This window comes from Caballeronia temeraria, from assembly GCF_001544795.2.
In the GTDB taxonomy this organism is placed as follows: domain Bacteria; phylum Pseudomonadota; class Gammaproteobacteria; order Burkholderiales; family Burkholderiaceae; genus Caballeronia; species Caballeronia temeraria.
In genome coordinates this window covers 13,446-38,446 of record NZ_FCOI02000029.1, presented here as the reverse complement: position 1 = coordinate 38,446, position 25,001 = coordinate 13,446, and the positions used below count along the sequence as shown (strand labels likewise).

The window sequence follows — 25,001 nt, the reverse complement described above, 5'->3', positions numbered from 1 at the left end:
CGTCGCGCCACTTTCCTCGGTTACAATCGCCGGATGCGAATCCTACTCAGCAACGACGACGGTTATCTGGCGCGCGGCATCAATGTGCTGCACGACGTCCTGCAGCCGCTCGGCGAAGTGACGGTGATGGCGCCCGAGCAGAACTGCAGCGGCTCGTCCAACTCGCTCACGCTGTCGCGGCCCCTGAGCGTTCATCAGGCGCCGAACGGTTTCAATTTCGTGAACGGTACGCCGACCGATTCCGTGCACATCGCGCTCACGGGCATGCTCGAGCAGCAGCCCGATCTCGTCGTGTCGGGCATCAACAATGGCCAGAACGTCGGCGAAGACACGCTGTACTCGGGCACGGTCGCGGCCGCCACCGAAGGCTTCATGTTCGGCATCCCGGCGATCGCGTTCTCGCTCGTCGGACGCGACTGGCTTCATCTTGACGACGCCGCGCGCGTCGCGGCCGAGATCGTCGCGCATTTCCTCGAACATCCGATGCCGGGCCATCCGTTGCTGAACGTGAACATCCCGAGCCTGCCTTACGATCAACTGCGTGAATGGAAAGTGACGCGCCTCGGCAAGCGCCATCCGTCGCAGCCTGTGATCCGGCAAACCGATCCGCGCGGCAACCCGATCTACTGGATCGGCCCGTCGGGCGACGCGCTCGACGCGAGCGAAGGCACGGACTTTCATGCGGTCGCGAACGGCTTCGTGTCGATCACGCCGCTGCAGCTCGATCTGACTCATACGAAGCTCATGGCCGAGACGCGCGAATGGGCGCGCGCCGGGAGCGCTCGCACATGAGCGACGAGCGCGCCAAGCGCTTTCCGCTGGCGCTCGCGGATCTGGTTCGCGAGCCGCGCAAGCCCGCGGCGCGCCCGCAGGATTCGCGCGGCAAGCAAGCCGCCGTCGCCGCGCTCAAGCCCGCGACGCCGCAGCCAGCGAAGCCTGCCGGATCATCGACATCGCGCGCGGCCAACGCGACGATGAAAAATCCCGCGACGGCCGCGGCGTCCGCGAAGCCGGCCACGTCGGTTTTTCCCGCGCGTTCCGGCGCGAAGACTGCAATTAACGCAGCGAAACCGGTTCCGTCCGCGAGCAAGAGCGCGGCGCAGACGCATCATTCGGCGCATGCGCCGCGCACGAGCGCATTGCGCACCGCGCCGAGGACCGCCGAGCGTGATTCGAACGCCGCTTCGACCGCGACGAAAAAAGGCGCGCCCAATGTCGCGCTCGCGAGCACGCAGACGCTGACGTCGGAACGGGTGCGCGAGCGCATGGTCGAACGCCTGCGATCGAACGGCATCACCGATCCGCGCGTGCTGAACGCCATGTCCGTCGTGCCGCGCCACATGTTCGTCGATCCGGGGCTCGCCGCGCAGGCTTATGAAGACGCCGCGCTGCCGATCGGTCATCACCAGACCATCTCGAAGCCGTCGGTCGTCGCGCGCATGATCGAGCTGGTCGCGACGGGACGCGTATTGAACAAGGTGCTGGAGATCGGCACCGGCTGTGGCTATCAGGCGGCGGTGCTGTCGCAAGTTGCCACTGAGGTTTATTCGATCGAACGCGTGCGTCCGTTGTCGGAGCGCGCAAAGCTCAATCTTCGGCCGTTGCGTGTGCCGAACATCCGGCTGCATTACGGCGATGGCCGCCTCGGCTTGCCCGCGGCCGCGCCGTTCGACGCGATCGTGATCGCGTGCGCGGGCCTCGACGTGCCGCAGGCCTTGCTCGATCAACTGGCGGTGGGCGGCAAGCTTGTCGCGCCGGTCGGATCGCAGGCCGCGCAGTCGCAGGTGCTGACGCTCGTCACGCGTGTGTCGGCGACGCACTGGCGGGAAGAGCAGCTCGATCGCGTTTTCTTTGTACCCTTAAAATCCGGAGTGATTTGACACCGATGAGTATCCTGCGTGCTTTGCGAGATGGAAGTGCGGACCTGTCCTTGAGCGCGGCGCAGCGCGGCGTGTGCGTGCTGGCGTTGTCCGCGCTGGCGGCGTGTTCGACGCGCATGGACATGGCGCCGGTCGTCGACAGAACGGGCGCGCCCATCGGCACGACGGGGGCGCAGACGCCGGACAACGGCCCGCCGCCGCCGGGCTATTACCGTGTGAAGCCGGGCGACACCCTATATCGGATCGCACTGGAAAACGGTCAGAATTATCACGACATCGCGGCGTGGAACAACCTGACCAACCCGAATCAGATCGAAGTCGGTCAGTTGATGCGCGTGGCGCCGCCGGGCGCGAACGTCGCGGCGGCCACGCCCGGTGTGGCGACCGCGCCGATCGTGGGCGGCGGCGTGCAGACGCAGCCGTTGAACGGCGCGAACGCGTACGCGAGCCCGCAGCCGGGCGCGACTGCGCAGCCGCCGTACTACGGCGCGAATTCCGGCATGGGCGCGGCGCCCGGAACGGCCGGCGCGGCAGCGGGCATGGCATCGGCGCCGGGTGCTCCGGGCGTGCCTGGCGCGGATGCGAACGCGACCGCGGCCGCTGCGCAGCCTGCGTTCATCTGGCCGGCGCGCGGTCCGATCATCGGCACGTTCGACGACGCGAAGAACAAGGGTTTGAATATTGGCGGTGCGGCGGGAGATCCGGTGAACGCATCGGCGGATGGCCGAGTGGTTTACTCCGGAAATGGGCTGCGCGGCTATGGCAATCTCATTATCATCAAACACGACGCGACTTTTCTTACGGCGTACGCACATAACCGTGCTTTGATGGTAAAAGAGGGGGACGCGGTAACTAAAGGGCAGAAGATCGCTGAGATGGGGAACAGCGATTCGGACCGCGTGATGTTGCATTTCGAAGTTCGCCGGCAGGGAAAACCTGTTGACCCACTGAAGTATTTGCCGCCGCAATAAAGCGAAACCATCATGCCAAAAACGAAGCGCCGCCTGCCGCAAGCCGAGACTGAGTCGATCAGCCGACCTTTGCAAGTGTCGGTGGAAGACGGTGCTTCGACCCAGGATGAAGAGATCGACAACGTCGATGTCGACGTCGATTCAGAGGAAGAGGGCGGCAGTCGCGAAAAAAGCCGCGAGGAAGCAGGCGAAGGCGCAAACGATTCCGCGCCGGACGCCGACGATTTCCGCTCGATTCTGCAGGCCGAACTCACGGCCGACACCATCCAGCATTACCTGAACCGCATCAGCGTGAAGCCGCTATTGACCGTCGAGGAAGAGCAGCGTTATTCGCGGCTCGCGAAGGCGGGCGAATTCGACGCGCGGCAGGTCATGATCGAGCGCAATCTGCGGCTCGTCGTCAGCATCGCGAAGGGTTATCTCAATCGCGGCGTGCCTTTGCTCGATCTGATCGAGGAAGGCAATCTCGGCCTCATGCACGCCATCGAGAAATTCGATCCGACGCGCGGCTTCCGGTTTTCGACCTACGCCACCTGGTGGATTCGCCAGAGCATCGAGCGCGCAATCATGAATCAGGCGCGCACGGTGCGTCTGCCGGTGCACGTGATCCGCGAACTGAATCAGGTGCTGCGGGCGAAGCGTCATCTGGAAAAAAATTCCGCCAATTCGAACGACAGCGTTGCGCCCGAGCGCCGCGACGCGAGCATCGACGATATTGCGTATCTCACCGGCAAGACGCCCGAGGAAGTCACCGATATCCTCGCGCTCAACGAGCACACGGCTTCGCTCGACGCGCCGCTCGACCTCGATCCGGGCAGCAGCCTGCTCGATCTGCTTTCGGACGACCAGAGCCAGTCGCCGGACGCGGAAGTGCAGCATCGCGAACTGGAGTCGCTCACGCGGCTGTGGCTGTCGCGTCTGTCCGACAAACACCGGCACGTAATCGAACGGCGTTTCGGGCTGAACCATATCGAGCCCGCGACGCTCGAAGAGCTCGCCGACGAAATGGGTCTCACGCGCGAACGCGTGCGCCAGATCCAGCAGGAGGCGCTCGTGCGGCTCAAACGCTTTTTCGCATCCAACGGCGTTCGCAAGGACGCCGTGCTTTAACGCTTATGCGACGCCTCGCAGGTTCGGGGCGTCGCGTTTCAGGATTCAATGACACCGATTCTCGTTTTCGATATCGAGACCATTCCCGATGTCGACGGCATTCGCCGTCTCGAAGATTTGCCCGACGATCTCTCCGACCGCGAGGTTGCCGAACATGCGTTCGAAGCGCGCCGCGAGCGCGTCGGCAATGACTTTCTGCCGCATCATCTGCAGCGCGTCGCGGCGATTTCCTGCGTGTTTCGCGACAACACCGGCTTTCGCGTGCGCTCGCTCGGCACGACCGCCGACCGCGAAGCCGCGCTGATTCAGTCGTTTTATCGCGTGATCGAGAAATACACGCCGCAGCTCGTGTCGTGGAACGGCGGCGGCTTCGATCTGCCCGTGCTCCATTACCGGGCGCTCGTGCACGGCATCGCCGCGCCGCGCTACTGGGATCTCGGCCAGGACGATCGCGAGTTCAAGTTCAACAATTACATCAGCCGCTACCATATGCGGCACATCGACCTGATGGACGTGCTCGCGATGTATCAGGCGCGCGCCAACGCCCCGCTCGACGCGCTCGCGAAGCTGTGCGGGTTTCCCGGCAAGCTCGGCATGGACGGCGGCAAGGTCTGGGACGCGTATTGCGACGGTCATATCGACGAAATCCGCAACTATTGCGAGACTGATGTCGTCAACACGTATCTGATGTACTGCCGTTTCCAGATGATGCGCGGCGGTTTCACGCCCGACGAGTACGCCGACGAAATCAACTTCGTGAAGAACGCGCTCGCGCAGGAAACGTCGCCGCACTGGGCGCAATATCTGGCGGCGTTCGCCAAATGAGCGCGTGACGTTCGTCTACAATCTCGCCTTTGCCCCACGAAAAGTCAGGAAGTACGCAGGTGTCCGAAGCCGCTCGAAAAACTACGCATCGCCGCTGCGCCGCGCCGGCGAAATCCGTCACGCCCGATCCGAACTTCGTCGCGCCCGAGATCGAAATCGAGTCGCTCGATATGGAAGCGCGCGGCGTCGGCCGCACGGTCAACGAGGACGGTGAGCCGGGCAAGGTCATCTTCGTCGAGGGCGCGCTGCCCGGCGAACGGGTGAGCTATTCGAGCTATCGCAAGAAGCCGAGCTTCGAGCAGGCGCAAGTGGTGAGCGTGCTGCGCGAAAGCGTGATCCGCGCGAAGCCGAAGTGCCAGTTTTTCGGCATTTGCGGCGGCTGCTCCATGCAGCATCTCGACGTGCGCGCGCAGATCGCCGTGAAGCAGCGCGTGCTCGAGGACAACCTGCAGCATCTGTCGAAACTGCGCGCGGAGACCATGTTCCGGCCGATTCACGGGCCGTCGTGGGGATACCGTTATCGCGCGCGGCTGACCGTGCGGCACGTCGAGAAGAAGGGCGGCGTGCTGGTCGGTTTCCACGAGCGCAAAAGTAGCTATGTCGCCGACATGACGAGCTGCGAAGTGCTTCCGCCGCACGTTTCCGCGATGCTCGTGCCGCTGCGCCATCTCGTGGCGGGGCTGTCGATCCGCGATCGCATGCCGCAGATCGAGCTGGCGGTCGGTTCGGATATGACGGCGCTCGTGCTGCGCATTCTGGAGCCGCTGACCGAAGCCGACGAAGCGCTCCTGCGCACGTTCGCCGACGAACACGGCGTGCAGTGGTGGCTCCAGCCGAAGGGTCCGGACACGGTTTATCAGTTCTACCCTCTCGATAGCGAACTGGCTTACACGCTGCCGGAATTCAATATCCGCATGCCGTTCAAGCCGACGGATTTCACGCAGGTCAATCACCAGATCAATCGCGTGCTGGTGAGCCGGGCGCTTAGCCTGCTCGCACCGGAGAAAACCGATCGCGTGCTGGATCTGTTTTGCGGCATCGGCAATTTCACGCTGCCGCTCGCGCGCGTGTCGCGCGAAGTGGTGGGGATCGAAGGCAGCCAGGCGCTGACGGCCCGCGCGCTGGAGAATGCGAAGGCAAATGGCGTCGATGGCCACACGTCGTTCGCGTGCCGAAATCTCTTCGAAGTCACCGCCGACGACCTGCGCGCGCTCGGCCCCTTCGACAAATTCCTCATCGATCCGCCGCGCGAAGGCGCGCTTGCCGTGTGTAAGGCGCTGGCGGACATCGCCCAGAGCGGCGACGGACCGTTGCCGGAGCGCATCGTCTATGTGTCGTGCAATCCGGCGACGCTCGCCCGCGATGCCGGCCTGCTCGTGCACGAAGCGGGTTACCGGATGAAGGGCGCGGGCGTGGTCAACATGTTCCCGCACACGTCGCACGTCGAATCGATCGCGTTGTTCGAACGCGACTGATCCGGCGGCAGGCGATCGCAGGCACAAAAAAACCGGCCCGAAGGCCGGTTTTTCGTTTCAGCGCGTCGAATCGCCGATCGCCGATCGCCGATCAGTTGCGGTTGCCGCCGAAGATGCCGAGCAGCGCCAGCAGGTTCGTGAACACGTTGTACAGGTCGAGGTAGATTGCGAGCGTGGCGCTGATGTAGTTCGTCTCGCCGCCATTCACCACGCGTTGCACGTCGAACAGCATATACGCCGAGAAGATCACGATGGCGAGCACGGAGATGGTCATCATCAGCGCGGGCAGTTGCAGGAAGATGTTCGCGAACGCGGCCAGCAGAATGACGATCACGCCCATGAACAGGAACTTGCCGAGGCCCGAGAAATCACGCTTGCTGACGGTGGCGATGGTCGCCATGGCCGCGAAGATCACGCCCGTGCCGCCGAACGCCATCATGATCAGCTGTGGCCCGTTCGAGAAGCCGAGAATGAAGCTCAGCAGACGCGAAAGCATCAGGCCCATGAAGAACGTGAAGCCGAGCAGGACGACCACGCCCATGCCGCTGTTCTTGGTTTTCTCGATCGCGAACATGAAACCGAACGCGATCGCGAGAAACGCGATGAAGCTCATGGCCGGGCTGGTGGCCGCGAACAGCGAGAAGCCCGTCGCGACGCCGACCCATGCGCCGAGCACCGTCGGCACCATCGACAGCGCGAGCAGCCAGTAGGTGTTGCGCAGCACGCGGTTGCGCACCTCGACCGAGGTGACGCTGCCATTACGGCCAAAGCTATAGGGTGATTCGTTCATGGTTTCTCCTTGCTCCAATTGTCTGTCGTTCGGTCTTCCCGCGACTTTTTCCGTCACACACGAATGATAAGGTGCGCGGACTTAAGCCAGTATTAGAACCGCTTTGATGCCGCTGCTTCGTGCAGTTCCCGTTGCAATGCCACGTTTCGTTCCAATATGGCCCCGCCGCGCGCCGATTTCAATAGATCGAAAGGCTAATTCGGCCGTCCGGACGCTCAAGTCCTCGCAGGGTTTGATCCTTACGATGACGTAAGGTTTCAATCGCAATCATACCTTGCTTCGTGCTACAATTGTCGATTCGTTTTAATCCGTAAACCGTTCATTTTTTGGAGTTTTTCATGGCGATCGAGCGCACCCTGTCGATTATCAAGCCGGACGCAGTGGCAAAGAACGTTATCGGCCAGATCTACAGCCGTTTCGAGAACGCAGGTCTGAAGATCATTGCGTCGCGTATGGTTCACCTGTCGCGCGCCGACGCCGAGAAGTTCTACGCCGTGCACGCCGCACGTCCGTTCTTCAAGGATCTCGTCGAATTCATGATTTCGGGCCCGGTCATGATTCAAGTGCTGGAAGGCGAAAACGCCATCCTGAAGAACCGCGACCTGATGGGCGCGACCGATCCGAAGAAGGCGGACAAGGGCACGATCCGCGCCGACTTCGCTGACAGCATCGACGCGAACGCCGTGCACGGTTCGGACGCAGCGGAAACGGCGGCGCAGGAAGTTGCATTCTTCTTCCCGCAAGTGAACGTCTACTCGCGTTAATTTTCGCGTTGTAAGCCGCGGTGGTCTTTCGGTCATCGCGTGCATCGCGCCTCGACGCAATAAAAAGCGGTACGACAAGAAGCAGGAATTGGCGCGAACGGTCCCGGGAAGCAGATTCCGGGCTTCGCAATCTGAAATGGCAGACTTGACATGACGAGCAGCACCACCGTCAATCTTCTCGATCTCGACGCCGCCGGGCTCACCGCGTATTGCGCGAGCCTGGGCGAAAAGCCGTTTCGCGCCAAGCAATTGCAGCGCTGGATCCACCAGTACGGTGCCGAAGACTTCGACGGCATGACGGATCTCGCGAAATCGCTGCGCGAAAAACTCAAGGGCCGCGCCAATATGGCGATGCCCGACATCATTAGCGACCACGTTTCCGCCGACGGCACCCGCAAGTGGCTGATCGACGTCGGTAACGGCAACGCGGTCGAAACCGTGTTCATCCCCGAAGAAACGCGCGGCACGCTGTGCGTGTCGTCGCAGGCGGGCTGCGCGGTGAACTGCCGGTTCTGTTCCACCGGCAAGCAGGGCTTTTCCCGCAACCTGACGACGGCCGAGATCATCGGCCAGTTGCGCATGGCGGAGTTCGCGCTGCGCAAGTCGCTCGGGCGCGAAGTCGGCGGGCCGGGCAAGGGCGAGCGCGTCGTGACGAATGTCGTGATGATGGGCATGGGCGAGCCGATGCTCAACTACGACGCCGTCGTGCCGGCCATGCGGCTGATGCTCGACGACAACGCCTACGGCCTGTCGCGCCGTCGCGTGACCTTGTCCACGTCCGGCGTCGTGCCGATGATGGACCGCCTCGCAGCCGATTTGCCGGTGGCGCTCGCGGTGTCGCTGCACGCGCCGAACGATCCGCTGCGCGACATGCTGGTGCCGCTCAACAAGAAGTACCCGTTGCGCGAGCTGATGGCCGCGTGCCAGCGTTATCTGAAGGTCGCGCCGCGCGACTTCATCACGTTCGAATATTGCATGCTCGACGGCGTCAACGACACCGAGGCGCACGCGCATGAACTGCTCGCCGTGACGCGCGACGTCCCGTGTAAATTCAACCTGATCCCGTTCAATCCGTTCCCGGAATCGGGCCTGACGCGCTCGAAGAACGAACAGATCAAGCGGTTCGCGCAGGTTCTGATGGACGCGGGCGTGGTCACCACCGTGCGCAAGACGCGCGGCGACGATATCGACGCCGCCTGTGGCCAGCTTGCGGGCGCGGTGCAGGATCGCACGCGTCTTGCCGAGCGCATGGGCCGTGCGGGAAGCAGGACGATCGAAGTTCGGGCGGTCTGACACGCCGCCCGGATGCGGTACGAAAAACCGAACATTTTGTTATAAAGCGGTCTGCCATGGCGCTGCGGCTGTATCGTTCGCGTGGTTTTAGAAACCGAACGGCGCAATGGCGCTATAGAGAAGAATCGATACGAGGAATTTGGCATGAGTGAGCCGCAGCACCCGACGCCTTTTGGCAGTCATTCCGATAACCGGCCCGGCAGTCATCATGACGCTCAGGGCGGTGCGGAAGGCGCGGCATCGAATCCGGGTCAGACGGGGAATCTGGACTCGATACAGGCGGTTGGCGCGCGTCTCGCGCAGCTCCGCCAGGCGAAAGCATGGTCGATCGACGACGTTTCCGCGCGCCTGAAGGTGTCGCCGCAGAAGCTGCTCGCGCTCGAAGCGGGCGATATAAGCCATTTGCCCGATCGCACGTTCGCGGCGGGCATCGTGCGTAGTTACGCGAAGATTCTGGGTGCCGATCCCGCGCCGTTCACGCAGGCGTTCCGGCGCGACGGCGGTGACATCGAGCAGAATCTGAAGGTTCCGGCGTCGGCGGGCACGGGTCTGCCGCGCGCGCGCGTGTCGGTGCCGCTCGGCAATTCGTCGGGCCGCAAGCGTTCGTGGATCTGGGGCGTGCTGGCAATCATCGTCGTGCTGGCTGCGCTCGTGATGTGGCACACCGGCGGCGACTCGAGCAACTGGCTCGCACGACTGAAGGCGGCGACGGGCCTCGGCTTGTCGTCGACGTCCGCGCCGGCGGCGGGATCGAACGAATCGTCGGGCACGACTTCCGCGCCCACGCCGGACGAGGCCGCCGCGGCCAACACCGGCGAAGCGTCGCTGCCCGAAGTGGCGGCGGCGCCCGGCGAGCAGCCGATGCCGCGTCCGCTCGGCACGAATGCACTGCCGGCTTCGTCATCGACGCTGTCCGCGGTGCAGGGCGCGAGCGCGCCGGCTGCGGCGGCGCCCGCATCGGCTGCGAAGGGTGCGTCGGCTGCGAAAGCTGCATCGGCTGTCGCGACTGCGGCGGCGGCATCCGCGCCGGCCGTGGCGGGCAGCGGCTCGGGTGCAATCGAATTGAAAGTCAAGGAAGATAGCTGGTTCAGCGTGCGCGGCAAGGACGGCAAGGAACTGTTCTCCGGTCTCGTTCACGCGGGCAGCACGCAGCGCGTGGAAGGCGAGGCGCCGTTCAAGGTGACCGTCGGCAACGTGAAGGGCGTCGAGTCCTTGTCGGTCGACGACGAACCCGTCGATGCCAAGCGCTATTCATCCGCACGCGGAAACGTCGCGCGACTCTCGCTGCCCTGAGCTTGCGAGATCGACCGGTTCGGCGCGGCGGACAAGTCGAGGGCGTCACGGTGCAGGCCGTGACGCCCGTTTGAGGTTCCACAGACGCAACCCGGCGCCGTATCGGCGGCAAGGTTGCAAAAGGGTTTTTCGATGCAATCCGAAGCTCAATCCCTGATCAGCAGCAAGATTTGTTCGACCGAGCCGGTCTTCGGCGGTCCGTTGCCGCGCCGTTCATCGCATGCCGTCGACGTGCGCTGGGGCGGTCAGCTCGTGACGATCGGCGGCGACGCGCCGGTGCGCGTGCAGTCGATGACCAACACCGACACCGCCGACGCCATCGGCACCGCCATCCAGATCAAGGAACTGGCGCAGGCGGGCTCCGAACTCGTGCGCATCACGGTGAACACGCCGGAAGCGGCGGCCGCCGTGCCGCATATCCGCGAGCAGCTCGACCGCATGGGCGTGACGGTGCCGCTCGTCGGCGATTTCCATTACAACGGCCACCTGCTGCTGCGCGACCATCCCGCGTGCGCGGAGACGCTGTCGAAGTACCGCATCAATCCGGGCAACGTCGGCCAGGGCGCAAAGCGCGACACGCAATTCGCGCAGATGATCGAAGCCGCGATCAACTATGACAAGCCGGTGCGCATCGGCGTGAACTGGGGCAGTCTCGACCAGGACCTGCTCGCGCGCATGATGGACGAAAACGCCGCGCGTTCGAATCCGTGGGAACTGCAAAGCGTGATGTACGAGGCGCTGATTCAATCGGCGGTCGGCTCGGCGGAACGCGCGGTCGAACTCGGTCTCGGCCGAGACAAGATCATCCTGTCGTGCAAGGTCAGCGGCGTGCAGGATCTGATCGCCGTGTACCGCGAACTGGCGAAGCGTTGCAGCTTCGCGCTGCACTTGGGTCTCACCGAAGCGGGCATGGGCTCGAAGGGCATCGTCGCATCGACGGCGGCGCTTTCGGTGCTGCTGCAGGAAGGCATCGGCGACACCATTCGCATCTCGCTCACGCCGGAACCGGGCGGCGCGCGCACGGGCGAAGTCGTCGTCGGCCAGGAAATCCTCCAGACGATGGGCCTGCGTTCCTTCACGCCGATGGTCATCGCGTGCCCCGGCTGCGGCCGCACGACGAGCACGCTGTTCCAGGAGCTCGCGTCGCAGATTCAGACGTATCTGCGCAGCTCGATGCCCACGTGGCGCGACCAGTACCCCGGCGTCGAGAAGATGCACGTCGCGGTGATGGGCTGCATCGTCAACGGGCCGGGCGAATCGAAGCACGCGAACATCGGCATCAGCTTGCCGGGTTCGGGCGAGAATCCGGCGGCGCCCGTTTTCGTCGACGGCGTGAAGGTGAAGACGCTGCGCGGCGAGCGCATCGCCGAGGAATTCCAGCAAATCGTCAGCGACTATGTCGAGCGCACCTACGGGCAGGAAGCAGGCAAGCGCGAAGAGACGTCCACCGCAACCCTTTGAAGACAGATGACTGAACAGAAGAAACGGCTCGAGAAACTGAGCGGCGTGAAGGGCATGAACGACATCCTCCCGCAGGATGCCGCGTTGTGGGATTTCTTCGAAACCACCGTCAAGTCGATGCTGCGCGCATACGGCTATCAGAACATCCGCACGCCGATCGTCGAGCATACGCAGTTGTTCACGCGCGGTATCGGTGAAGTGACCGACATCGTCGAGAAGGAGATGTACAGCTTCACGGATGCGCTCAACGGCGAGCATCTGACCATGCGCCCGGAGAACACGGCGGCGGTCGTGCGCGCGACCATCGAGCACAATCTTCTGTACGACGGCCCGAAGCGCCTGTGGTACGTCGGCCCGATGTTCCGTCACGAGCGTCCGCAGCGCGGGCGTTATCGCCAGTTCCATCAGGTCGGCGTGGAAGCGCTCGGCTTCGCGGGACCGGATACCGACGCCGAAATCATCATGATGTGCCAGCGTCTGTGGGACGACCTCGGACTCACCGGCATTCGCCTCGAGCTGAACTCGCTCGGCCAGGCGGAAGAGCGCGCGGCGCATCGCAAGGAACTGATCGCGTATCTGGAGCAGCACGCCGATTCGCTCGATGAGGAAGCGAAGCGCCGTCTCTATACGAATCCGCTGCGCGTGCTCGACACGAAGAATCCGGCGATGCAGGAGATCGCGCAGAACGCGCCGAAGCTCGTCGATTTTCTCGGGGATGAGTCGCGCAAGCATTTCGAAGGCGTGCAGCGGCTGCTCAAGGCGAACAACATTCCGTTCACGATCAATCCGCGTCTCGTGCGCGGTCTCGACTACTACAACCTCACCGTGTTCGAGTGGGTCACCGACAAGCTCGGCGCGCAGGGCACGGTCGCGGGCGGCGGCCGCTACGATCCGCTCATCGAGCAGCTCGGCGGCAAGCCGACGGCCGCCTGCGGCTGGGCGATGGGCGTCGAACGTATTCTCGAACTGCTGAAGGAAGAGCAACTCGTGCCGGAAGCCGAAGGCACGGACGTGTATGTCGTGCATCAGGGCGAGAAGGCGGCGGAGCAGGCGTTCATCGTCGCGGAGCGGCTGCGCGACACGGGCCTCGACGTCATCCTGCATTGCAGCCCGGACGGCGCGTCCGCGAGCTTCAAGTCGCAGATGAAAAAGGCCGATGCGAGCGGCGCGGCATTCGCCGTGGTGCTTGGAGAGGACGAACTCGCGCAAGGTATGATCGGCGTCAAATCGCTGCGCCGTTCGGTCGACGAAACGTCCGGCGGGCAAAAGAACGAGCAGGTGAACGTTCCGGCGGAAGACTTGACCGAATACCTAATCAATGCGATGGTTGCAACCGCCGATGACGAGGGTGCCTGAGATTCAGGCGCATGGCTGCGCGCCGGTGTGGATCGGGACGATCCGGCATCGCGCGCGGCACTCGTTGAGGGAATTGAAACGCAGGAAGGATTAGCTGGACGATGAGCTATCACGACGAACAAGAATCACTCGAAAGCGTAAAGGCCTGGTGGGCCAAATGGGGTAACACCACGACCTGGATTGTGCTCGTGGCGCTCGTCATTGGCGCCGGGTACAACGGATGGAATTTCTGGCAGCGCCGTCAGGCAGCCGAAGCGTCGGTGCTCTACGACCATCTGCAGCAGGCCGTCGACGGTAACGATCAGGCGCTGGTCACGCGCGTCGCGGCCGACATGGAAGACAAGTTCGGCAGCACGGGTTACGCGCAGATGACGGCGCTCGCGGCCGCGAAGTCGCTTTACATGGCGGGCAACACGGCGGGCGCGAAGGCGCAGTTGCAGTGGGCCATCGACCACGCGAAGGACGACGAGTACAAGCAGATCGCGAAGCTGCGTCTCGCGCTCGTGCTGCTCGACGAAAAGAATTACGACGCAGGCCTGAAGCTGCTGGCGGAGCAACCGCTCGAAGCGTTCAAGGGCGTGATCGCCGACCGCCGGGGCGACCTGCTCGCCGCGCAGGGCAAGCGCGATGACGCGCGCGCGGCCTACAAGGTCGCGCTCGGGGCGCTGCCCGAGAACGACACGTCCGCGCGCCAACTGATTCAGTTCAAGCTCGACGCACTCGGCGGCTGATCCGCATCGATTCAATCGGTATCCGTCGATCCAGCCATCAGTCAATCAGCCGCCCGCCACAGCGTCGCGATGAAGCGACGCGGCGGGCAGCGTCGATCAACCCCATTCACCTTTTCATGTTGCGTCCATCGATGACTTTTTTGAAACGCTATGCAGTGCCGCTCGCTTGCGCGATGACCGTCTTGTTGACCGCTTGCTCGTCGACCAAGGATGAACGCCGCGTGCCGGTACCGCTCGCGGACTTCAAGCCGGTGTTGAACGTCAACCAGGCGTGGAAGGCGAGCGTCGGCAAGGCCGGCCGCTATCTGTTCTCGCCGGTCGCGGTGGGCGATTACGTCTACGCCGCGGGCGCGAACGGCTCGGTTGCCAAGATCGACGCGAAGACCGGTCAGGACGTTTGGCGCGTTAAGCTCAAGGACGATCTGTCGGCGGGCGTCGGCAGCGACGGCAATCTGACGGCCGTGGGCGGCCTGAAGGGTCAGGTCGACGTGCTCGGCCCCGACGGCAAGCTGCTGTGGACGGCCACCGCGCCGGGCGAAATCGTCTCGCCGCCGCTCGTCGGCAACGATCTCGTGATCGTGCGCACGATCGACGGCAAGGTCATCGCGTTCAACGCGCAGACCGGCGAGCAGAAGTGGGTCTTCCAGTTGCGCGCCGTGCCGCTGAATCTGCGTGTCGCGGCGGGCATGACGTTCGCCGGCAATCAGGCGGTGCTCGCGGGCTTCCCGGGCGGCACGTTCGCGGCGATCAACCTGCAGACGGGCGACGCCTACTGGCAGGCGCCGGTGTCGTATCCGAAGGGCGTGACGGAAGTCGAGCGCATCAACGACGTGACCGGCGCGCCGGGGCTCGTCGGCGCGCAGACCTGCGCCGTGACGTTCCAGGGCCGCATCGGCTGCTTCGATGCCAACTCGGGCCGCCCGGTTTGGGAAAAGAACTTCTCGAGCAACAGTGGTCTCGCGCAGGACGAGCAGATCGTCGCGGCCGGCGACGACTGGTCGGTGGTCAACGCGTTCCGCGCGTCGGACGGCTCGCAGATCTGGAAGACGGACGTGCTGAAGAACCGCGATGTCAGCGTGCCGTTCATTCTCGGCCGCGCGGTCATCGTGGGCGACTACAAGGGCTTCGTGCACTTCCTGAACACGGAAAACGGCCAGGTGGTCGGCCGCGCGCCGACCGACGGCAGCGCGATCACCGCGGCGCCTGTGCTGGCGGGCAATACGCTCGTCGTGCAGACGAACGACGGCGATATCTACGGTTTCCGCCCGAGCAACTGATCGAAACCGGGGCCGCGAGCGGGAGACGCTCTCGCGGTCCAGGGCGTCAAGCGCATCGTCGATGTCCGACGGCGCGGCAGGCTCGCCACGACGGGCCGCACGAGAAAGAAGCGTTGCGCCGCGCGCGCATCGCGATAAAACCCGCATGCAAAAGCAGGGTGGCACGAATGAAGCGCGTCGCGCGATGGCGCCACGCAAGACGAGCCTCGGCCGAGGCAAGACCGGCGAACGACCGCCGACGATTCGACGAGCCGGCGCGCCTCGCGTGCGGCAGGCCGAATCCATGATAATTTTCGACAAGCGCAGCCATTGCGCGGCGTAGCGGAACGCAACGAGACGTTTGTACCGCCCGTTCCGCGTTCGCCTTGCGTTCAACCTTGAACAAAATCAGATGAAACCCGTGATTGCCCTCGTCGGGCGCCCCAATGTTGGGAAATCGACTCTTTTCAACCGGCTGACGCGCTCGCGCGACGCGCTCGTCGCCGACTTGCCCGGTCTGACCCGCGACCGCCACTACGGCGAAGGCCGCGTGGGCGGCGAACGGCCGTATCTCGTCGTGGACACGGGCGGCTTCGAGCCGGTCGCGAAGGACGGCATCCTGCACGAAATGGCGCGGCAGACGCGGCAGGCCGTGGAAGAGGCCGATATCGTCGTGTTCATCGTCGATGGCCGCAACGGGCTCGCGCCGCAGGACAAGTCGATCGCCGATTACCTGCGCAAGACCGGCCGGCCGCTCTTTCTCGTCGTGAACAAGGCCGAGGGCATGAAGTACTCGGCGGTCGCTGCGGACTTCTACGAGCTCGGTCTCGGCGATCCGCGCGCGATCTCGGCGGCGCACGGCGACGGCGTCGTGGAGATGATCAACGACGCGCTCGACATCGCGTACAAGGATCAGCCGGAAGAGACGGACGAAGAGAAGGCGCAGCACGGCGTCAAGATCGCGATCGTCGGGCGTCCGAACGTCGGCAAGTCGACGCTCGTGAACACGCTGATCGGCGAAGAGCGCGTGATCGCGTTCGACATGCCGGGCACCACGCGCGACTCGATCTATGTTGATTTCGAGCGCCAAGGCCGCAAATACACGTTGATCGACACGGCCGGCCTGCGCCGGCGCGGCAAGGTGTTCGAAGCGATCGAGAAGTTTTCGGTCGTGAAGACGCTGCAGTCGATCGCGGACGCGAACGTCGTCATCCTCCTGCTCGATGCGCAGCAGGACATCTCCGAGCAGGACGCGCACATCGCTGGGTTCGTGGTCGAGCAAGGCCGCGCGCTCGTGGTGGGCGTGAACAAGTGGGACGGTCTGGATTCGCATGTGCGTGAGCGCACGAAAGCGGACCTGACGCGCAAGCTCAAGTTTTTGGACTTTGCTAAATTCCACTACGTTTCCGCGCTGGAGAAGACGGGCATCGGCGCGTTGATGAAATCGGTCGACGACGCCTACGCTGCCGCGATGGCCAAACTGCCGACGCCGAAGCTCACGCGCGCGCTCATCGAGGCGGTGGAATTTCAGCAGCCGCGTCGTCGCGGCCCGGTGCGTCCGAAGCTGCGTTATGCGCACCAGGGCGGGCAAAATCCGCCGATCATCGTCGTACACGGCAATGCGCTCGACGCGATCACGGAGACGTACAAGCGTTATCTGGAAGGACGTTTTCGCGAAACTTTTGGACTCGCCGGCACTCCACTTCGCATAGAGTTCCGGTCGAGTCACAACCCTTACGCGGACAAGGACTGAGAACCGCGCGAGCCTTACGTTTCGGTGCTGTCGGCCATTTGGCCGACCCGGCGCCGAAAACGTGGAACAGCGAAAATCAGCTATAGTGTAGCGATTGTCGGCGGATCTCTTTTTCTTCGTCCACAATACTTCCAACCTGCAAAAAAATACGGAGTTTGCTATGAGCAACAAAGGGCAATTGTTACAAGACCCGTTTTTGAACGCACTGCGTAAAGAGCATGTGCCGGTCTCCATCTATTTGGTCAACGGCATCAAGCTTCAAGGCAACATCGAATCTTTCGACCAGTACGTCGTGTTGCTCCGAAATACGGTTACCCAAATGGTCTACAAGCACGCCATTTCGACGGTCGTGCCGGCCCGCCCGGTGAATTTCCACCCGGACGCTGAACCGTCCTAAACCTCGTCGCGGCCGGCGCGAATTGTCCATTCAAAAGCGAACATTAAGCAACTCGCCGGTCGCTTCAAATATCCGAATACATTAATTTGATCAACGCAGCGCTTGTCGGCATCGACTTCGGAAAGATCGATTTCGAAGCCAGTCTGGAAGAACTCAGCCTGCTCGCACAAAGTGCGGGCGCCCATCCCGCCGTCACGCTCACCGGCCGCCGTCAGAGTCCCGATGCCAAGATGTTCATCGGCAGCGGCAAGGTCGAGGAACTGCGTCTGCAGTGCGAAGCGAACGACGTCGAACTCGTCATCTTCAATCACGCCCTCGCGCCCGCGCAGCAGCGCAATCTCGAAGTCGCGCTGAATCGCCGCGTGGTCGACCGCACGAGCCTCATTCTCGATATCTTCGCGCAGCGCGCCCGCAGTCACGAAGGCAAGCTGCAGGTCGAGCTCGCGCAACTGCAATATCTGTCGACGCGACTCATTCGCGCGTGGACTCACCTCGAACGTCAGAAGGGCGGTATCGGCCTGCGCGGCCCCGGCGAAACGCAGCTCGAAACCGACCGCCGGCTGATCGGCGAGCGCATCAAGGCGCTCAAGTCGCGGCTCGAAAAGCTGCGTCGTCAGCACGGCACGCAGCGCCGCCAGCGCGTGCGTAACCGCACGATGTCGGTGTCGCTCGTCGGCTATACGAACGCGGGCAAGTCCACGTTGTTCAACGCGCTCACGAAGGCGCAGGCGTACGCGGCCAACCAGCTTTTCGCCACGCTGGATACCACGTCGCGCCGCGTGTTCCTCGGCGAGGAAGCGGGGCATGTCGTCGTGTCGGATACGGTGGGGTTCATCCGCGAATTGCCGCACCAGCTCGTCGCCGCCTTCCGCGCCACGCTCGAAGAAACCATTCACGCGGACGTGCTGCTGCATGTCGTCGATGCATCGAGCGCGGTGCGCCTCGATCAGATCGATCAGGTGAACGAGGTGTTGCGCGGCATCGGCGCGGACAATATCCGGCAGATCCTCGTGTTCAACAAGATCGATGCGGTGCCTGAGCTCGCGGCCCGTGGCGAGGCGGTTGAAAGGGACGAGTATGGTAATATTTCGCGCGTTTTCTTGAGTGCACGCACGGGTCAGGGGCTCGATGCGCTGCGCGCTGCCATCGCCGAAATTGCCACGGCGGAATCCGAAGAAACCGATGCGGGCCTACCCAGCGTGCTCGCCGAATTTCCCGAGCCGCACGAGGCGTCCGAAGAAACGCAATCCACGCAGTCCGGGTCAAACGCCACACAGGGCACGAACGCGCAGCCGGATGACCGCCGGCAGTCCGTTGAGCGTGACGATCACGAGGTTCCCGAGCACGGACATTGAGTGGCTTCGGAATCGAATCGACCCAGCGTCGACCCCGGCTGTCTAATGGTGAATCACCGAGTGAACGACTACAAAGAGCGGACTAACCGGCAAGCTGAACATGCCGTCTTTTCGATCAACGATCCGCGCTGGGGGCGGGGCGACGGCAATGGCGTGAAGAACGACACGAAGCGTCCGCAGGACGGCAAGCGCCCGAACGGCAAGGACGAAGGTCCGCCCGATCTCGACGAGATGTGGCGCGAATTCAACCGCCGCATCGCGGGCGTGTTCGGCAGGAAGCCTGGCAACGGCGGGTCGCGCGAGAATGGCCGCGGCACGAAGATCGGGCTTGGCATCGTCATCGGCGTGCTGATCGCCATCTATCTCGGCAGCGGCGTGTTCGTCGTGCAGGACGGCCATGTCGGCGTGGTCTCGCAGTTCGGGCAATATCGTCAGACGGTCCCGCAAGGCATTCACTGGCGGCTGCCGTATCCGTTTCAGTCGAGCGAAATCGTCGATACGTCGCAAATCCGCTCCGTCGAAGTCGGGCGCGGCACGGCGCTCTCGCAGGGCAATGTGCGCGACGCGTCGGTTCTGACCAACGACGCGGATATCGTCGACGTGCGCTTCGCCGTTCAGTACCAGATCAAGTCGCCCACGGATTTCCTGTTCCGCAGCATCAATGCCGACGACAGCGTCACGCAGGCCGCGCAGTCGGCGATCCGCGAGATCGCGGGCGGCCTCTCGACGGACGACATGCTCTACAAGGATCGCGAAGCGCTGCGCTCGCGGTTGATGGAAACCATCCAGCGTTCGCTCGACACCTACCGCACCGGTCTGCAGGTGACGGGCGTCGCGGTGCAGAGCGTGCAGGTCCCGCAACAGGTGCAGTCGGCGTTCGAGGAAGCGGCGCGCGTGCGTCAGGACAACGAGCGCGCCCGCGATACCGCGCAAGCCTATGCGGATCAACTTCTGCCGCGCGCGAAGGCCGATGCTGGCAAGCTGATCGACGAGGCGAGGGCATACAGCAATCGCCAGGTCACGCAGGCGCAGGGCGACGCCGAGCGCTTCAAGGAGGTCTACGCAGAATACGCGAAGGCGCCCGCGGTCATCCGCCAACGCATGTACCTGGACACGATGCAGCAGATCTACTCGCGCACGACGAAAGTGTTCGTCGACAGCAAGGCCGGCAATAACGTGGTGTATCTGCCGCTCGACAAGCTCGTCGAAGCCAATCGGCAGCAGGCGAAGGAATCGGCGGACGCGGCGAGCGCGCCTGCCGCCACGGAAGCGCCTCAGGCGCGTGCGCAGGGCGCGGTGAGCGCGTCGGCGCCCGCAGCGGCTGCGCCCGCCAGCGCGGCAAGTGCCGCCAGCGGCGCGAGCGCGAATGCCGGCGGCGATCCGCTGCGCTCGCGCGACGCATTCCGCTCCCGCAGTCGTCAAGACGACCTGCAATAAGGAGCGCGAACATGAATCGAATTTTTGCGCTCATCGTCGCAGTCGTGATCGTGCTGTTCATCGGATCGTCGATGATCTTCACCGTCGACGAAAGACATGCCGCCGTCGTCGCCGCTCATGGCGAAGGCAGTCCGCGTCTCGAAGGCCCCGGTTTGCACTTCAAGCTGCCGCCGCCGTTCCAGACGCTTACGCTCATCGACACGCGCACGCTCACCATCGACGAATCCGGCGCCGACCGTTTCTCGACGTCGGACAAGAACGAAGTGCTGGTCAACACGGTGGTCAAGTACCGTGTCGCCGATCCCCTGAAGCTCTTCGAAAGCAACGAAAAGAACACGCAGACGGCCGAGGAGCGCATCACCGCGCTCACCCGCACCGCGCTCGCGAGCAGCTTCGCGAAGCGTTCGCTGACCGATGCGCTCGGCGCTCAGCAGGCGATCGAAACCGACGCGCAGAAGAGTGTCGAAGGCGCGGCGGCGGCGTTCGGCGTGCAACTGGTCGATCTGCAGATGACGCGCATCGACTTTCCGTCGGCGGTGGCCGATTCGGTCTACAAGCGCATGATCGCGGCGCGCCAGCAGGCGGCGGCGAACGAGCGCGCGAAGGGCACGGCGGAAGCGGACAAGATCAAGGCCGACGCGGAACGCACGCAGCAGGCCATCCTCGCGGACGCCTACAGCCAGGCGCAGTCGATCAAGGGCGAAGGAGACAGCAAGGCGGCGGCCATAGCGGCCGATGCGTACGGACGCGATCCGCAGTTCTACCAGTTCTATCAGAGCCTCGAAGCGTATAAGAAGACGTTCAAGCCGGGCGACGTGATCGTCGTCGACCCGAGCAGCGATTTCTTTCGCTTCATGAAGAGCCCGACCGGCGGCGCGACGGACACGTCGGCGCCGGCCACGGCGAAGCGCTGATTCCCGTGCGCGCCACGCGGCCGGCAGAGACTGGCCGCGCGGCATATAAGAATTCCCTTGGACATGGCCGAGACGTTACTGCTCGCTCTTGCGTTGATGCTGATCATCGAAGGTATGTTTCCCTTCGTTTTTCCGACCGCGTGGCGCGATACCTTTCGCCGCATCGCGGAGCGGCCGATTCACCACATCCGCATCGGCGGGCTGGTCGCGATGGTGCTCGGCCTGATCCTGCTCCTGATCGCAACGTGAGCCGCGCCCGGCAGCGCGCCGCCATTTCGCCTATCTTGTCCTTATCCTTTCGTCCCTGACCGCTCAAGTCCGCGAGCGCCGCGCGAACCTCGCCGAGCCTCGCGTCCCGTAGGAAACGTATCGATGTCCACCTGGTTACTTCCCGAGAATATTGCCGACGTCTTGCCGTCGGAAGCCCGCAAGATCGAAGAGTTGCGCCGATGCCTGCTCGACCGTTTCCGTTCGTACGGCTACGAGCTCGTCATGCCGCCGATGCTCGAGTATCTCGAGTCGCTGCTCACGAGCGGCGGCAGCGACCTGAATCTGCGCACCTTCAAGCTCGTCGATCAATTGTCCGGCCGCACGCTCGGCCTGCGCGCGGACATCACGCCGCAGGTGTCGCGCATCGACGCGCACTTGCTGAACCGTCAGGGCGTGACGCGCTTGTGCTACGCGGGCGTCGTGCTGCATACGCGTCCGCGCGGGCTGCACGCGACGCGCGAGCAGATTCAGATCGGCGCGGAAATCTACGGTCACGCCGGGCTGGAAGCGGACCTCGAAATCCAGCAACTGATGCTCGATTCGCTGCATCTCGCAGGTCTGAAGAAAGTGCGTCTCGACTTGTGCCACGCGGGCGTGCTCGCGGCGCTGCTGGAACTGGAGCCGGCGGCGGCGTCGCTCGGCGAAGCGCTCTACGACGCGCTCGCGAGCAAGGACGTGCCGCGTCTGCACGAACTGACTGCGCATCTTGGCCAGGTGCCGCGCGAGGCGCTGCGCGCGCTGCCGTCGCTGTACGGCGATGCATCGGTGCTGCAGATCGCGCGTGGCCGTCTGCCGAATCTGCCGGTGATCGCGCGCGCGCTCGACGATCTCGCGTTCCTCGCGGGCAAGGTCGAAGGCGCGGAGGTGATGATCGATCTCGCGGATCTGCGCGGCTACGCGTATCACAGCGGCGTGATGTTCTCGGCCTATGTCGACGGCGTGCCGAACGCGGTCGCCCGCGGCGGCCGGTACGACGACGTCGGTCTTGCCTACGGCCGCGCCCGTCCCGCGACGGGTTTCTCGCTCGATCTGCGCGAAGTCGCGCGCATTTCGCCGATGGACGCGCGCGGCAGCGCGATCCTCGCGCCGTGGAAGCACGACGAACCGCTGCGCGCGGCGATTCTCGCGCTGCGCGACGCGGGCGAAGTGGTGATCCAGGCGCTGCCCGGCCACGAGCACGATCTGGACGAATTCGCGTTCGACCGCGTGCTCGTCGAGCGCGACGGCACGTGGACGGTAGAAACGCGTTCCTGAAGCGGCTGATGAATACAGTCGCTTGATCGGCAAGGGATTTTCTTTAGCCGATTCCAATCGCGCGAGCGTGACGAAATCGCGAAACGCGGCCCGAAAAACTCGGAACCTCGCGCGAACATAGGTAAAATACGTTTTTAACCAGCTAACGAATCAACATGTCTGCCAGTGCAGTGAATGTGAACCCGGGGCGCAACGTCGTCGTGGTGGGCACCCAGTGGGGTGATGAGGGCAAAGGCAAGATCGTCGACTGGCTGACGGACCACGCCCAGGGCGTCGTGCGCTTCCAGGGCGGTCACAACGCCGGTCATACGCTCATCATCGGCGGCAAGAAGACCATTCTGCGCCTCATTCCGTCGGGCATCATGCGCGCGGGCACGGCCTGTTACATCGGCAATGGCGTCGTGTTGTCGCCGGAAGCGCTGTTCAAGGAAATCGACGAGCTGGAAGCAGCCGGCGTCGACGTCCAGAAGCGCCTCTTCATCTCCGAAGCCGCCACGCTCGTTCTCCCGTACCACGTCGCCATCGATCAGGCGCGCGAAGCCAAACGCGGTGCCGGCAAAATCGGCACGACCGGACGCGGCATCGGCCCGGCGTACGAAGACAAAGTGGCCCGTCGCGGCCTGCGCGTGCAGGACCTCTTCGACCGCGCCGTGTTCGAAGAACGTCTGCGCGAGGCGCTCGACTTCCATAACTTCGTGCTCACGCAGTATCTCGGCGCGAAGGCCGTCGACTTCCAGGAAACGCTCGACACGATGCTCGGCTACGCCGACCGTCTCGCGCCCATGGTCACGGACGTCTCCCGCCGCCTCTACGATGCGAACCACGGCGGCAGCAACCTGCTGTTCGAAGGCGCGCAAGGCACACTGCTCGATATCGATCACGGCACGTATCCGTACGTCACGTCGAGCAATTGCGTCGCGGGCGCGGCGACGGCGGGCGCGGGCATCGGGCCGCAGCGTCTGAACTACATTCTCGGCATCACCAAGGCGTATTGCACGCGCGTCGGCTCGGGTCCGTTCCCGAGCGAGCTGTACGACGCCGACAATCCGCAGCGTCAGGATCAGGTCGGCCTGAACCTCGCGACCGTCGGCAAGGAATTCGGTTCGGTCACGGGCCGCCCGCGCCGCACCGGCTGGCTCGATGCCGCCGCGCTGCGCCGCTCGATCCAGATCAACGGCATTTCGGGCCTGTGCATCACGAAGCTCGACGTGCTCGACGGCCTCGACGAAGTGAAGCTCTGCACGGGCTACACGCTCGACGGCAAGCCGGTCGACATCCTGCCGCGCGGCGCATCGGAAGTCGCGCGCTGCGAGCCGGTGTATGAAACCTTCGGCGGCTGGAAGGAAAGCACCATCGGCATCACGCAATGGGACGGCCTGCCGGAAAACGCGCGCGCCTATCTGACGCGCGTGCAGGACGTGGCGGGCGTGCCGATCGACATGGTGTCGACCGGTCCGGACCGTGACGAAACCATCCTGCTTCGCCATCCGTTCAAGGTCTGAGCGCCGTAAGCGCTTCGACCCGGACCGGACGCTGTAAAGAATGTGGCCGCATCAGCGGCCACATTTCGTATATAACCTAAGCATTTGAAAGAGCCTCACCATGATCGCGATGACGGACCCGCGCAACGACGAAAAGAACCTCTGGGTCGGCTGGGATGAATATCACCGGCTGATCGAACTGCTCGCCCTGAAGGTGCACGAATCGGGCTGGAAGTTCGACCAGATCCTATGCCTCGCGCGCGGCGGCCTGCGCGTGGGCGATCAGCTTTCGCGCATCTACGATCTGCCGCTCGCCATTCTCGCGACGAGCTCGTATCGCGAAGCGGCGGGCACGGAGCAGGGCGATCTCGACATCGCGCAATACATCACGATGACGCGCGGCGATCTGTCCGGCAACGTGCTGCTCGTCGACGATCTGGTCGATTCGGGCGTCACGCTCGCGCGCGTGCAGGAGCATCTGAAGGAGCGTTATCCGGCGATCACCGCGGTGCGCTCGGCGGTGCTCTGGTACAAGGCGTGCTCCAAGGTCAAGCCCGACTACCACGTTCAGCATCTTGAAACGAATCCGTGGATTCATCAGCCATTCGAAGAATGGGACACGGTCCGTCCGCACAACCTCGGCGCATGGATCAAGCGCGGCACGCAAAACGGCCGCGGATGAATCGCGACGTCTGATTGTTTCGGATGACAACGCCGTTGCGCCGGGCGCCATGCCGGGTACAACGGCGTTTTTCTTTGACCGAAGCGAAGGCGGCGCGCGGAAAATCGCCATGAGCGCGCCTGCCGACGCGTGCGGGGCACGATGCTACACTCTCATTCGCGTCTCTCGTGGCGCTCGAGCAACACGCGAGGGGACGTTTTCGCGTGCGACGTTAGATAGAATGGCGTTCGTTTCTTTCCGCTCTGGACGGATA

23 protein-coding genes are annotated in these 25,001 nt (G+C 63.8%); 22 read left to right on the top strand and 1 reads right to left on the bottom strand.

The genetic code is table 11. The annotated features are described in order from the left end of the window. Positions 1-33 precede the first annotated feature (33 nt). The 6 genes from surE to rlmD are packed head-to-tail and all read left to right on the top strand — an operon-like array spanning position 34 to position 6,261. A complete protein-coding gene (surE, locus tag AWB76_RS30020) occupies positions 34-792 on the top strand; it encodes a 5'/3'-nucleotidase SurE (protein ID WP_061163739.1) in 759 nt (252 codons plus the stop codon). Then, entirely contained in the window at positions 789-1,880 is a 1,092-nt protein-coding gene (locus AWB76_RS30015; protein ID WP_061163783.1) for a protein-L-isoaspartate(D-aspartate) O-methyltransferase, read from the top strand. The genes surE and AWB76_RS30015 overlap by 4 nt, the downstream gene beginning before the upstream one ends. 5 nt (positions 1,881-1,885) lie before the next feature. Further along, entirely contained in the window at positions 1,886-2,851 is a 966-nt protein-coding gene (locus tag AWB76_RS30010) for a peptidoglycan DD-metalloendopeptidase family protein (protein ID WP_061163738.1), read from the top strand. Positions 2,852-2,863: 12 nt separating this feature from the next. After that, on the top strand, positions 2,864-3,961 hold the full coding sequence (gene rpoS, locus AWB76_RS30005) for an RNA polymerase sigma factor RpoS (RefSeq protein ID WP_061163737.1): 1,098 nt from the start codon (positions 2,864-2,866) through the stop codon (positions 3,959-3,961). 48 nt (positions 3,962-4,009) lie between these two features. After that, a complete protein-coding gene (locus AWB76_RS30000; protein WP_061163736.1) occupies positions 4,010-4,786 on the top strand; it encodes a 3'-5' exonuclease in 777 nt (258 codons plus the stop codon). A gap of 59 nt (positions 4,787-4,845) precedes the next feature. After that, on the top strand, positions 4,846-6,261 hold the full coding sequence (gene rlmD, locus AWB76_RS29995; RefSeq protein WP_061163735.1) for a 23S rRNA (uracil(1939)-C(5))-methyltransferase RlmD: 1,416 nt from the start codon (positions 4,846-4,848) through the stop codon (positions 6,259-6,261). A 91-nt stretch (positions 6,262-6,352) separates the two neighbouring features. Here the strand turns inward: rlmD and AWB76_RS29990 are convergent, their stop codons facing one another. Next, the gene (locus AWB76_RS29990) at positions 6,353-7,051 is read right to left on the bottom strand and encodes a Bax inhibitor-1/YccA family protein (protein ID WP_008349366.1); all 699 of its coding nucleotides are present in this window, start codon (positions 7,049-7,051) and stop codon (positions 6,353-6,355) included. 338 nt (positions 7,052-7,389) lie between these two features. On the opposite strand from AWB76_RS29990, the gene ndk reads away from it, so the two are divergent. From ndk to AWB76_RS29910, 16 genes are all read left to right on the top strand, one after another. Next, complete coding sequence (ndk, locus tag AWB76_RS29985; protein WP_061163734.1) at positions 7,390-7,815, top strand: nucleoside-diphosphate kinase; 426 nt, start codon at positions 7,390-7,392, stop codon at positions 7,813-7,815. 150 nt (positions 7,816-7,965) lie between these two features. Continuing rightward, entirely contained in the window at positions 7,966-9,108 is a 1,143-nt protein-coding gene (gene rlmN / locus AWB76_RS29980; RefSeq protein WP_061163733.1) for a dual-specificity RNA methyltransferase RlmN, read from the top strand. Between the two features lie 144 nt (positions 9,109-9,252). Continuing rightward, on the top strand, positions 9,253-10,401 hold the full coding sequence (locus tag AWB76_RS29975; protein WP_061163732.1) for a RodZ domain-containing protein: 1,149 nt from the start codon (positions 9,253-9,255) through the stop codon (positions 10,399-10,401). A 132-nt stretch (positions 10,402-10,533) separates the two neighbouring features. Continuing rightward, positions 10,534-11,862, top strand: a complete 1,329-nt coding sequence (ispG, locus tag AWB76_RS29970; RefSeq protein ID WP_061163731.1) for a flavodoxin-dependent (E)-4-hydroxy-3-methylbut-2-enyl-diphosphate synthase — start codon at positions 10,534-10,536, stop codon at positions 11,860-11,862. Between the two features lie 6 nt (positions 11,863-11,868). After that, positions 11,869-13,218 (top strand): histidine--tRNA ligase, encoded by a 1,350-nt coding sequence (hisS, locus tag AWB76_RS29965; protein ID WP_061163730.1) that lies wholly within the window; start codon positions 11,869-11,871, stop codon positions 13,216-13,218. Positions 13,219-13,319: 101 nt separating this feature from the next. Beyond that, the gene (locus AWB76_RS29960; protein WP_061163729.1) at positions 13,320-13,949 is read left to right on the top strand and encodes a tetratricopeptide repeat protein; all 630 of its coding nucleotides are present in this window, start codon (positions 13,320-13,322) and stop codon (positions 13,947-13,949) included. Positions 13,950-14,080: 131 nt separating this feature from the next. Beyond that, positions 14,081-15,226 carry an outer membrane protein assembly factor BamB gene (gene bamB / locus AWB76_RS29955; RefSeq protein WP_061163782.1) on the top strand — a complete coding sequence of 382 codons (1,146 nt, stop codon included), beginning with the start codon at positions 14,081-14,083 and terminating at the stop codon, positions 15,224-15,226. Positions 15,227-15,617: 391 nt separating this feature from the next. After that, positions 15,618-16,958 (top strand): ribosome biogenesis GTPase Der, encoded by a 1,341-nt coding sequence (der, locus tag AWB76_RS29950; protein WP_061163728.1) that lies wholly within the window; start codon positions 15,618-15,620, stop codon positions 16,956-16,958. 160 nt (positions 16,959-17,118) lie between these two features. Continuing rightward, a complete protein-coding gene (gene hfq, locus AWB76_RS29945; RefSeq protein ID WP_008349383.1) occupies positions 17,119-17,355 on the top strand; it encodes an RNA chaperone Hfq in 237 nt (78 codons plus the stop codon). Between the two features lie 86 nt (positions 17,356-17,441). Next, positions 17,442-18,710 (top strand): GTPase HflX, encoded by a 1,269-nt coding sequence (hflX, locus tag AWB76_RS29940; RefSeq protein WP_061163727.1) that lies wholly within the window; start codon positions 17,442-17,444, stop codon positions 18,708-18,710. Positions 18,711-18,770: 60 nt separating this feature from the next. Beyond that, positions 18,771-20,147: an FtsH protease activity modulator HflK gene (hflK, locus tag AWB76_RS29935; RefSeq protein WP_061163781.1), complete on the top strand. Its 1,377-nt coding sequence runs from the start codon at positions 18,771-18,773 to the stop codon at positions 20,145-20,147. Positions 20,148-20,158: 11 nt separating this feature from the next. Then, positions 20,159-21,061 carry a protease modulator HflC gene (gene hflC, locus AWB76_RS29930; protein WP_061163726.1) on the top strand — a complete coding sequence of 301 codons (903 nt, stop codon included), beginning with the start codon at positions 20,159-20,161 and terminating at the stop codon, positions 21,059-21,061. Positions 21,062-21,118: 57 nt separating this feature from the next. Next, positions 21,119-21,310 carry a DUF2065 domain-containing protein gene (locus AWB76_RS29925; protein WP_061163725.1) on the top strand — a complete coding sequence of 64 codons (192 nt, stop codon included), beginning with the start codon at positions 21,119-21,121 and terminating at the stop codon, positions 21,308-21,310. A 123-nt stretch (positions 21,311-21,433) separates the two neighbouring features. Next, positions 21,434-22,585 (top strand): ATP phosphoribosyltransferase regulatory subunit, encoded by a 1,152-nt coding sequence (locus tag AWB76_RS29920; RefSeq protein WP_061163724.1) that lies wholly within the window; start codon positions 21,434-21,436, stop codon positions 22,583-22,585. A 155-nt stretch (positions 22,586-22,740) separates the two neighbouring features. Then, on the top strand, positions 22,741-24,087 hold the full coding sequence (locus tag AWB76_RS29915) for an adenylosuccinate synthase (RefSeq protein ID WP_061163723.1): 1,347 nt from the start codon (positions 22,741-22,743) through the stop codon (positions 24,085-24,087). A 100-nt stretch (positions 24,088-24,187) separates the two neighbouring features. Then, positions 24,188-24,748 carry a phosphoribosyltransferase gene (locus tag AWB76_RS29910; protein WP_061163722.1) on the top strand — a complete coding sequence of 187 codons (561 nt, stop codon included), beginning with the start codon at positions 24,188-24,190 and terminating at the stop codon, positions 24,746-24,748. The last annotated feature ends 253 nt before the right edge of the window (positions 24,749-25,001 follow it).

Excerpts from the sequence above, each read along its gene's own strand:
- der (WP_061163728.1), top strand. The coding sequence starts at position 15,618 with ATGAAACCCGTGATTGCCCTCGTCGGGCGCCCCAATGTTGGGAAATCG.
- bamB (WP_061163782.1), top strand. The coding sequence starts at position 14,081 with ATGACTTTTTTGAAACGCTATGCAGTGCCGCTCGCTTGCGCGATGACC.
- AWB76_RS30010 (WP_061163738.1), top strand. The coding sequence starts at position 1,886 with ATGAGTATCCTGCGTGCTTTGCGAGATGGAAGTGCGGACCTGTCCTTG.
- AWB76_RS29990 (WP_008349366.1), bottom strand. The coding sequence starts at position 7,051 with ATGAACGAATCACCCTATAGCTTTGGCCGTAATGGCAGCGTCACCTCG.
- AWB76_RS29915 (WP_061163723.1), top strand. The coding sequence starts at position 22,741 with ATGTCTGCCAGTGCAGTGAATGTGAACCCGGGGCGCAACGTCGTCGTG.
- AWB76_RS30015 (WP_061163783.1), top strand. The coding sequence starts at position 789 with ATGAGCGACGAGCGCGCCAAGCGCTTTCCGCTGGCGCTCGCGGATCTG.
- hflC (WP_061163726.1), top strand. The coding sequence starts at position 20,159 with ATGAATCGAATTTTTGCGCTCATCGTCGCAGTCGTGATCGTGCTGTTC.
- AWB76_RS29910 (WP_061163722.1), top strand. The coding sequence starts at position 24,188 with ATGATCGCGATGACGGACCCGCGCAACGACGAAAAGAACCTCTGGGTC.
- rpoS (WP_061163737.1), top strand. The coding sequence starts at position 2,864 with ATGCCAAAAACGAAGCGCCGCCTGCCGCAAGCCGAGACTGAGTCGATC.
- ispG (WP_061163731.1), top strand. The coding sequence starts at position 10,534 with ATGCAATCCGAAGCTCAATCCCTGATCAGCAGCAAGATTTGTTCGACC.
- surE (WP_061163739.1), top strand. The coding sequence starts at position 34 with ATGCGAATCCTACTCAGCAACGACGACGGTTATCTGGCGCGCGGCATC.
- hisS (WP_061163730.1), top strand. The coding sequence starts at position 11,869 with ATGACTGAACAGAAGAAACGGCTCGAGAAACTGAGCGGCGTGAAGGGC.
- AWB76_RS29975 (WP_061163732.1), top strand. The coding sequence starts at position 9,253 with ATGAGTGAGCCGCAGCACCCGACGCCTTTTGGCAGTCATTCCGATAAC.
- AWB76_RS29960 (WP_061163729.1), top strand. The coding sequence starts at position 13,320 with ATGAGCTATCACGACGAACAAGAATCACTCGAAAGCGTAAAGGCCTGG.
- hfq (WP_008349383.1), top strand. The coding sequence starts at position 17,119 with ATGAGCAACAAAGGGCAATTGTTACAAGACCCGTTTTTGAACGCACTG.
- AWB76_RS29920 (WP_061163724.1), top strand. The coding sequence starts at position 21,434 with ATGTCCACCTGGTTACTTCCCGAGAATATTGCCGACGTCTTGCCGTCG.
- ndk (WP_061163734.1), top strand. The coding sequence starts at position 7,390 with ATGGCGATCGAGCGCACCCTGTCGATTATCAAGCCGGACGCAGTGGCA.
- AWB76_RS30000 (WP_061163736.1), top strand. The coding sequence starts at position 4,010 with ATGACACCGATTCTCGTTTTCGATATCGAGACCATTCCCGATGTCGAC.
- rlmN (WP_061163733.1), top strand. The coding sequence starts at position 7,966 with ATGACGAGCAGCACCACCGTCAATCTTCTCGATCTCGACGCCGCCGGG.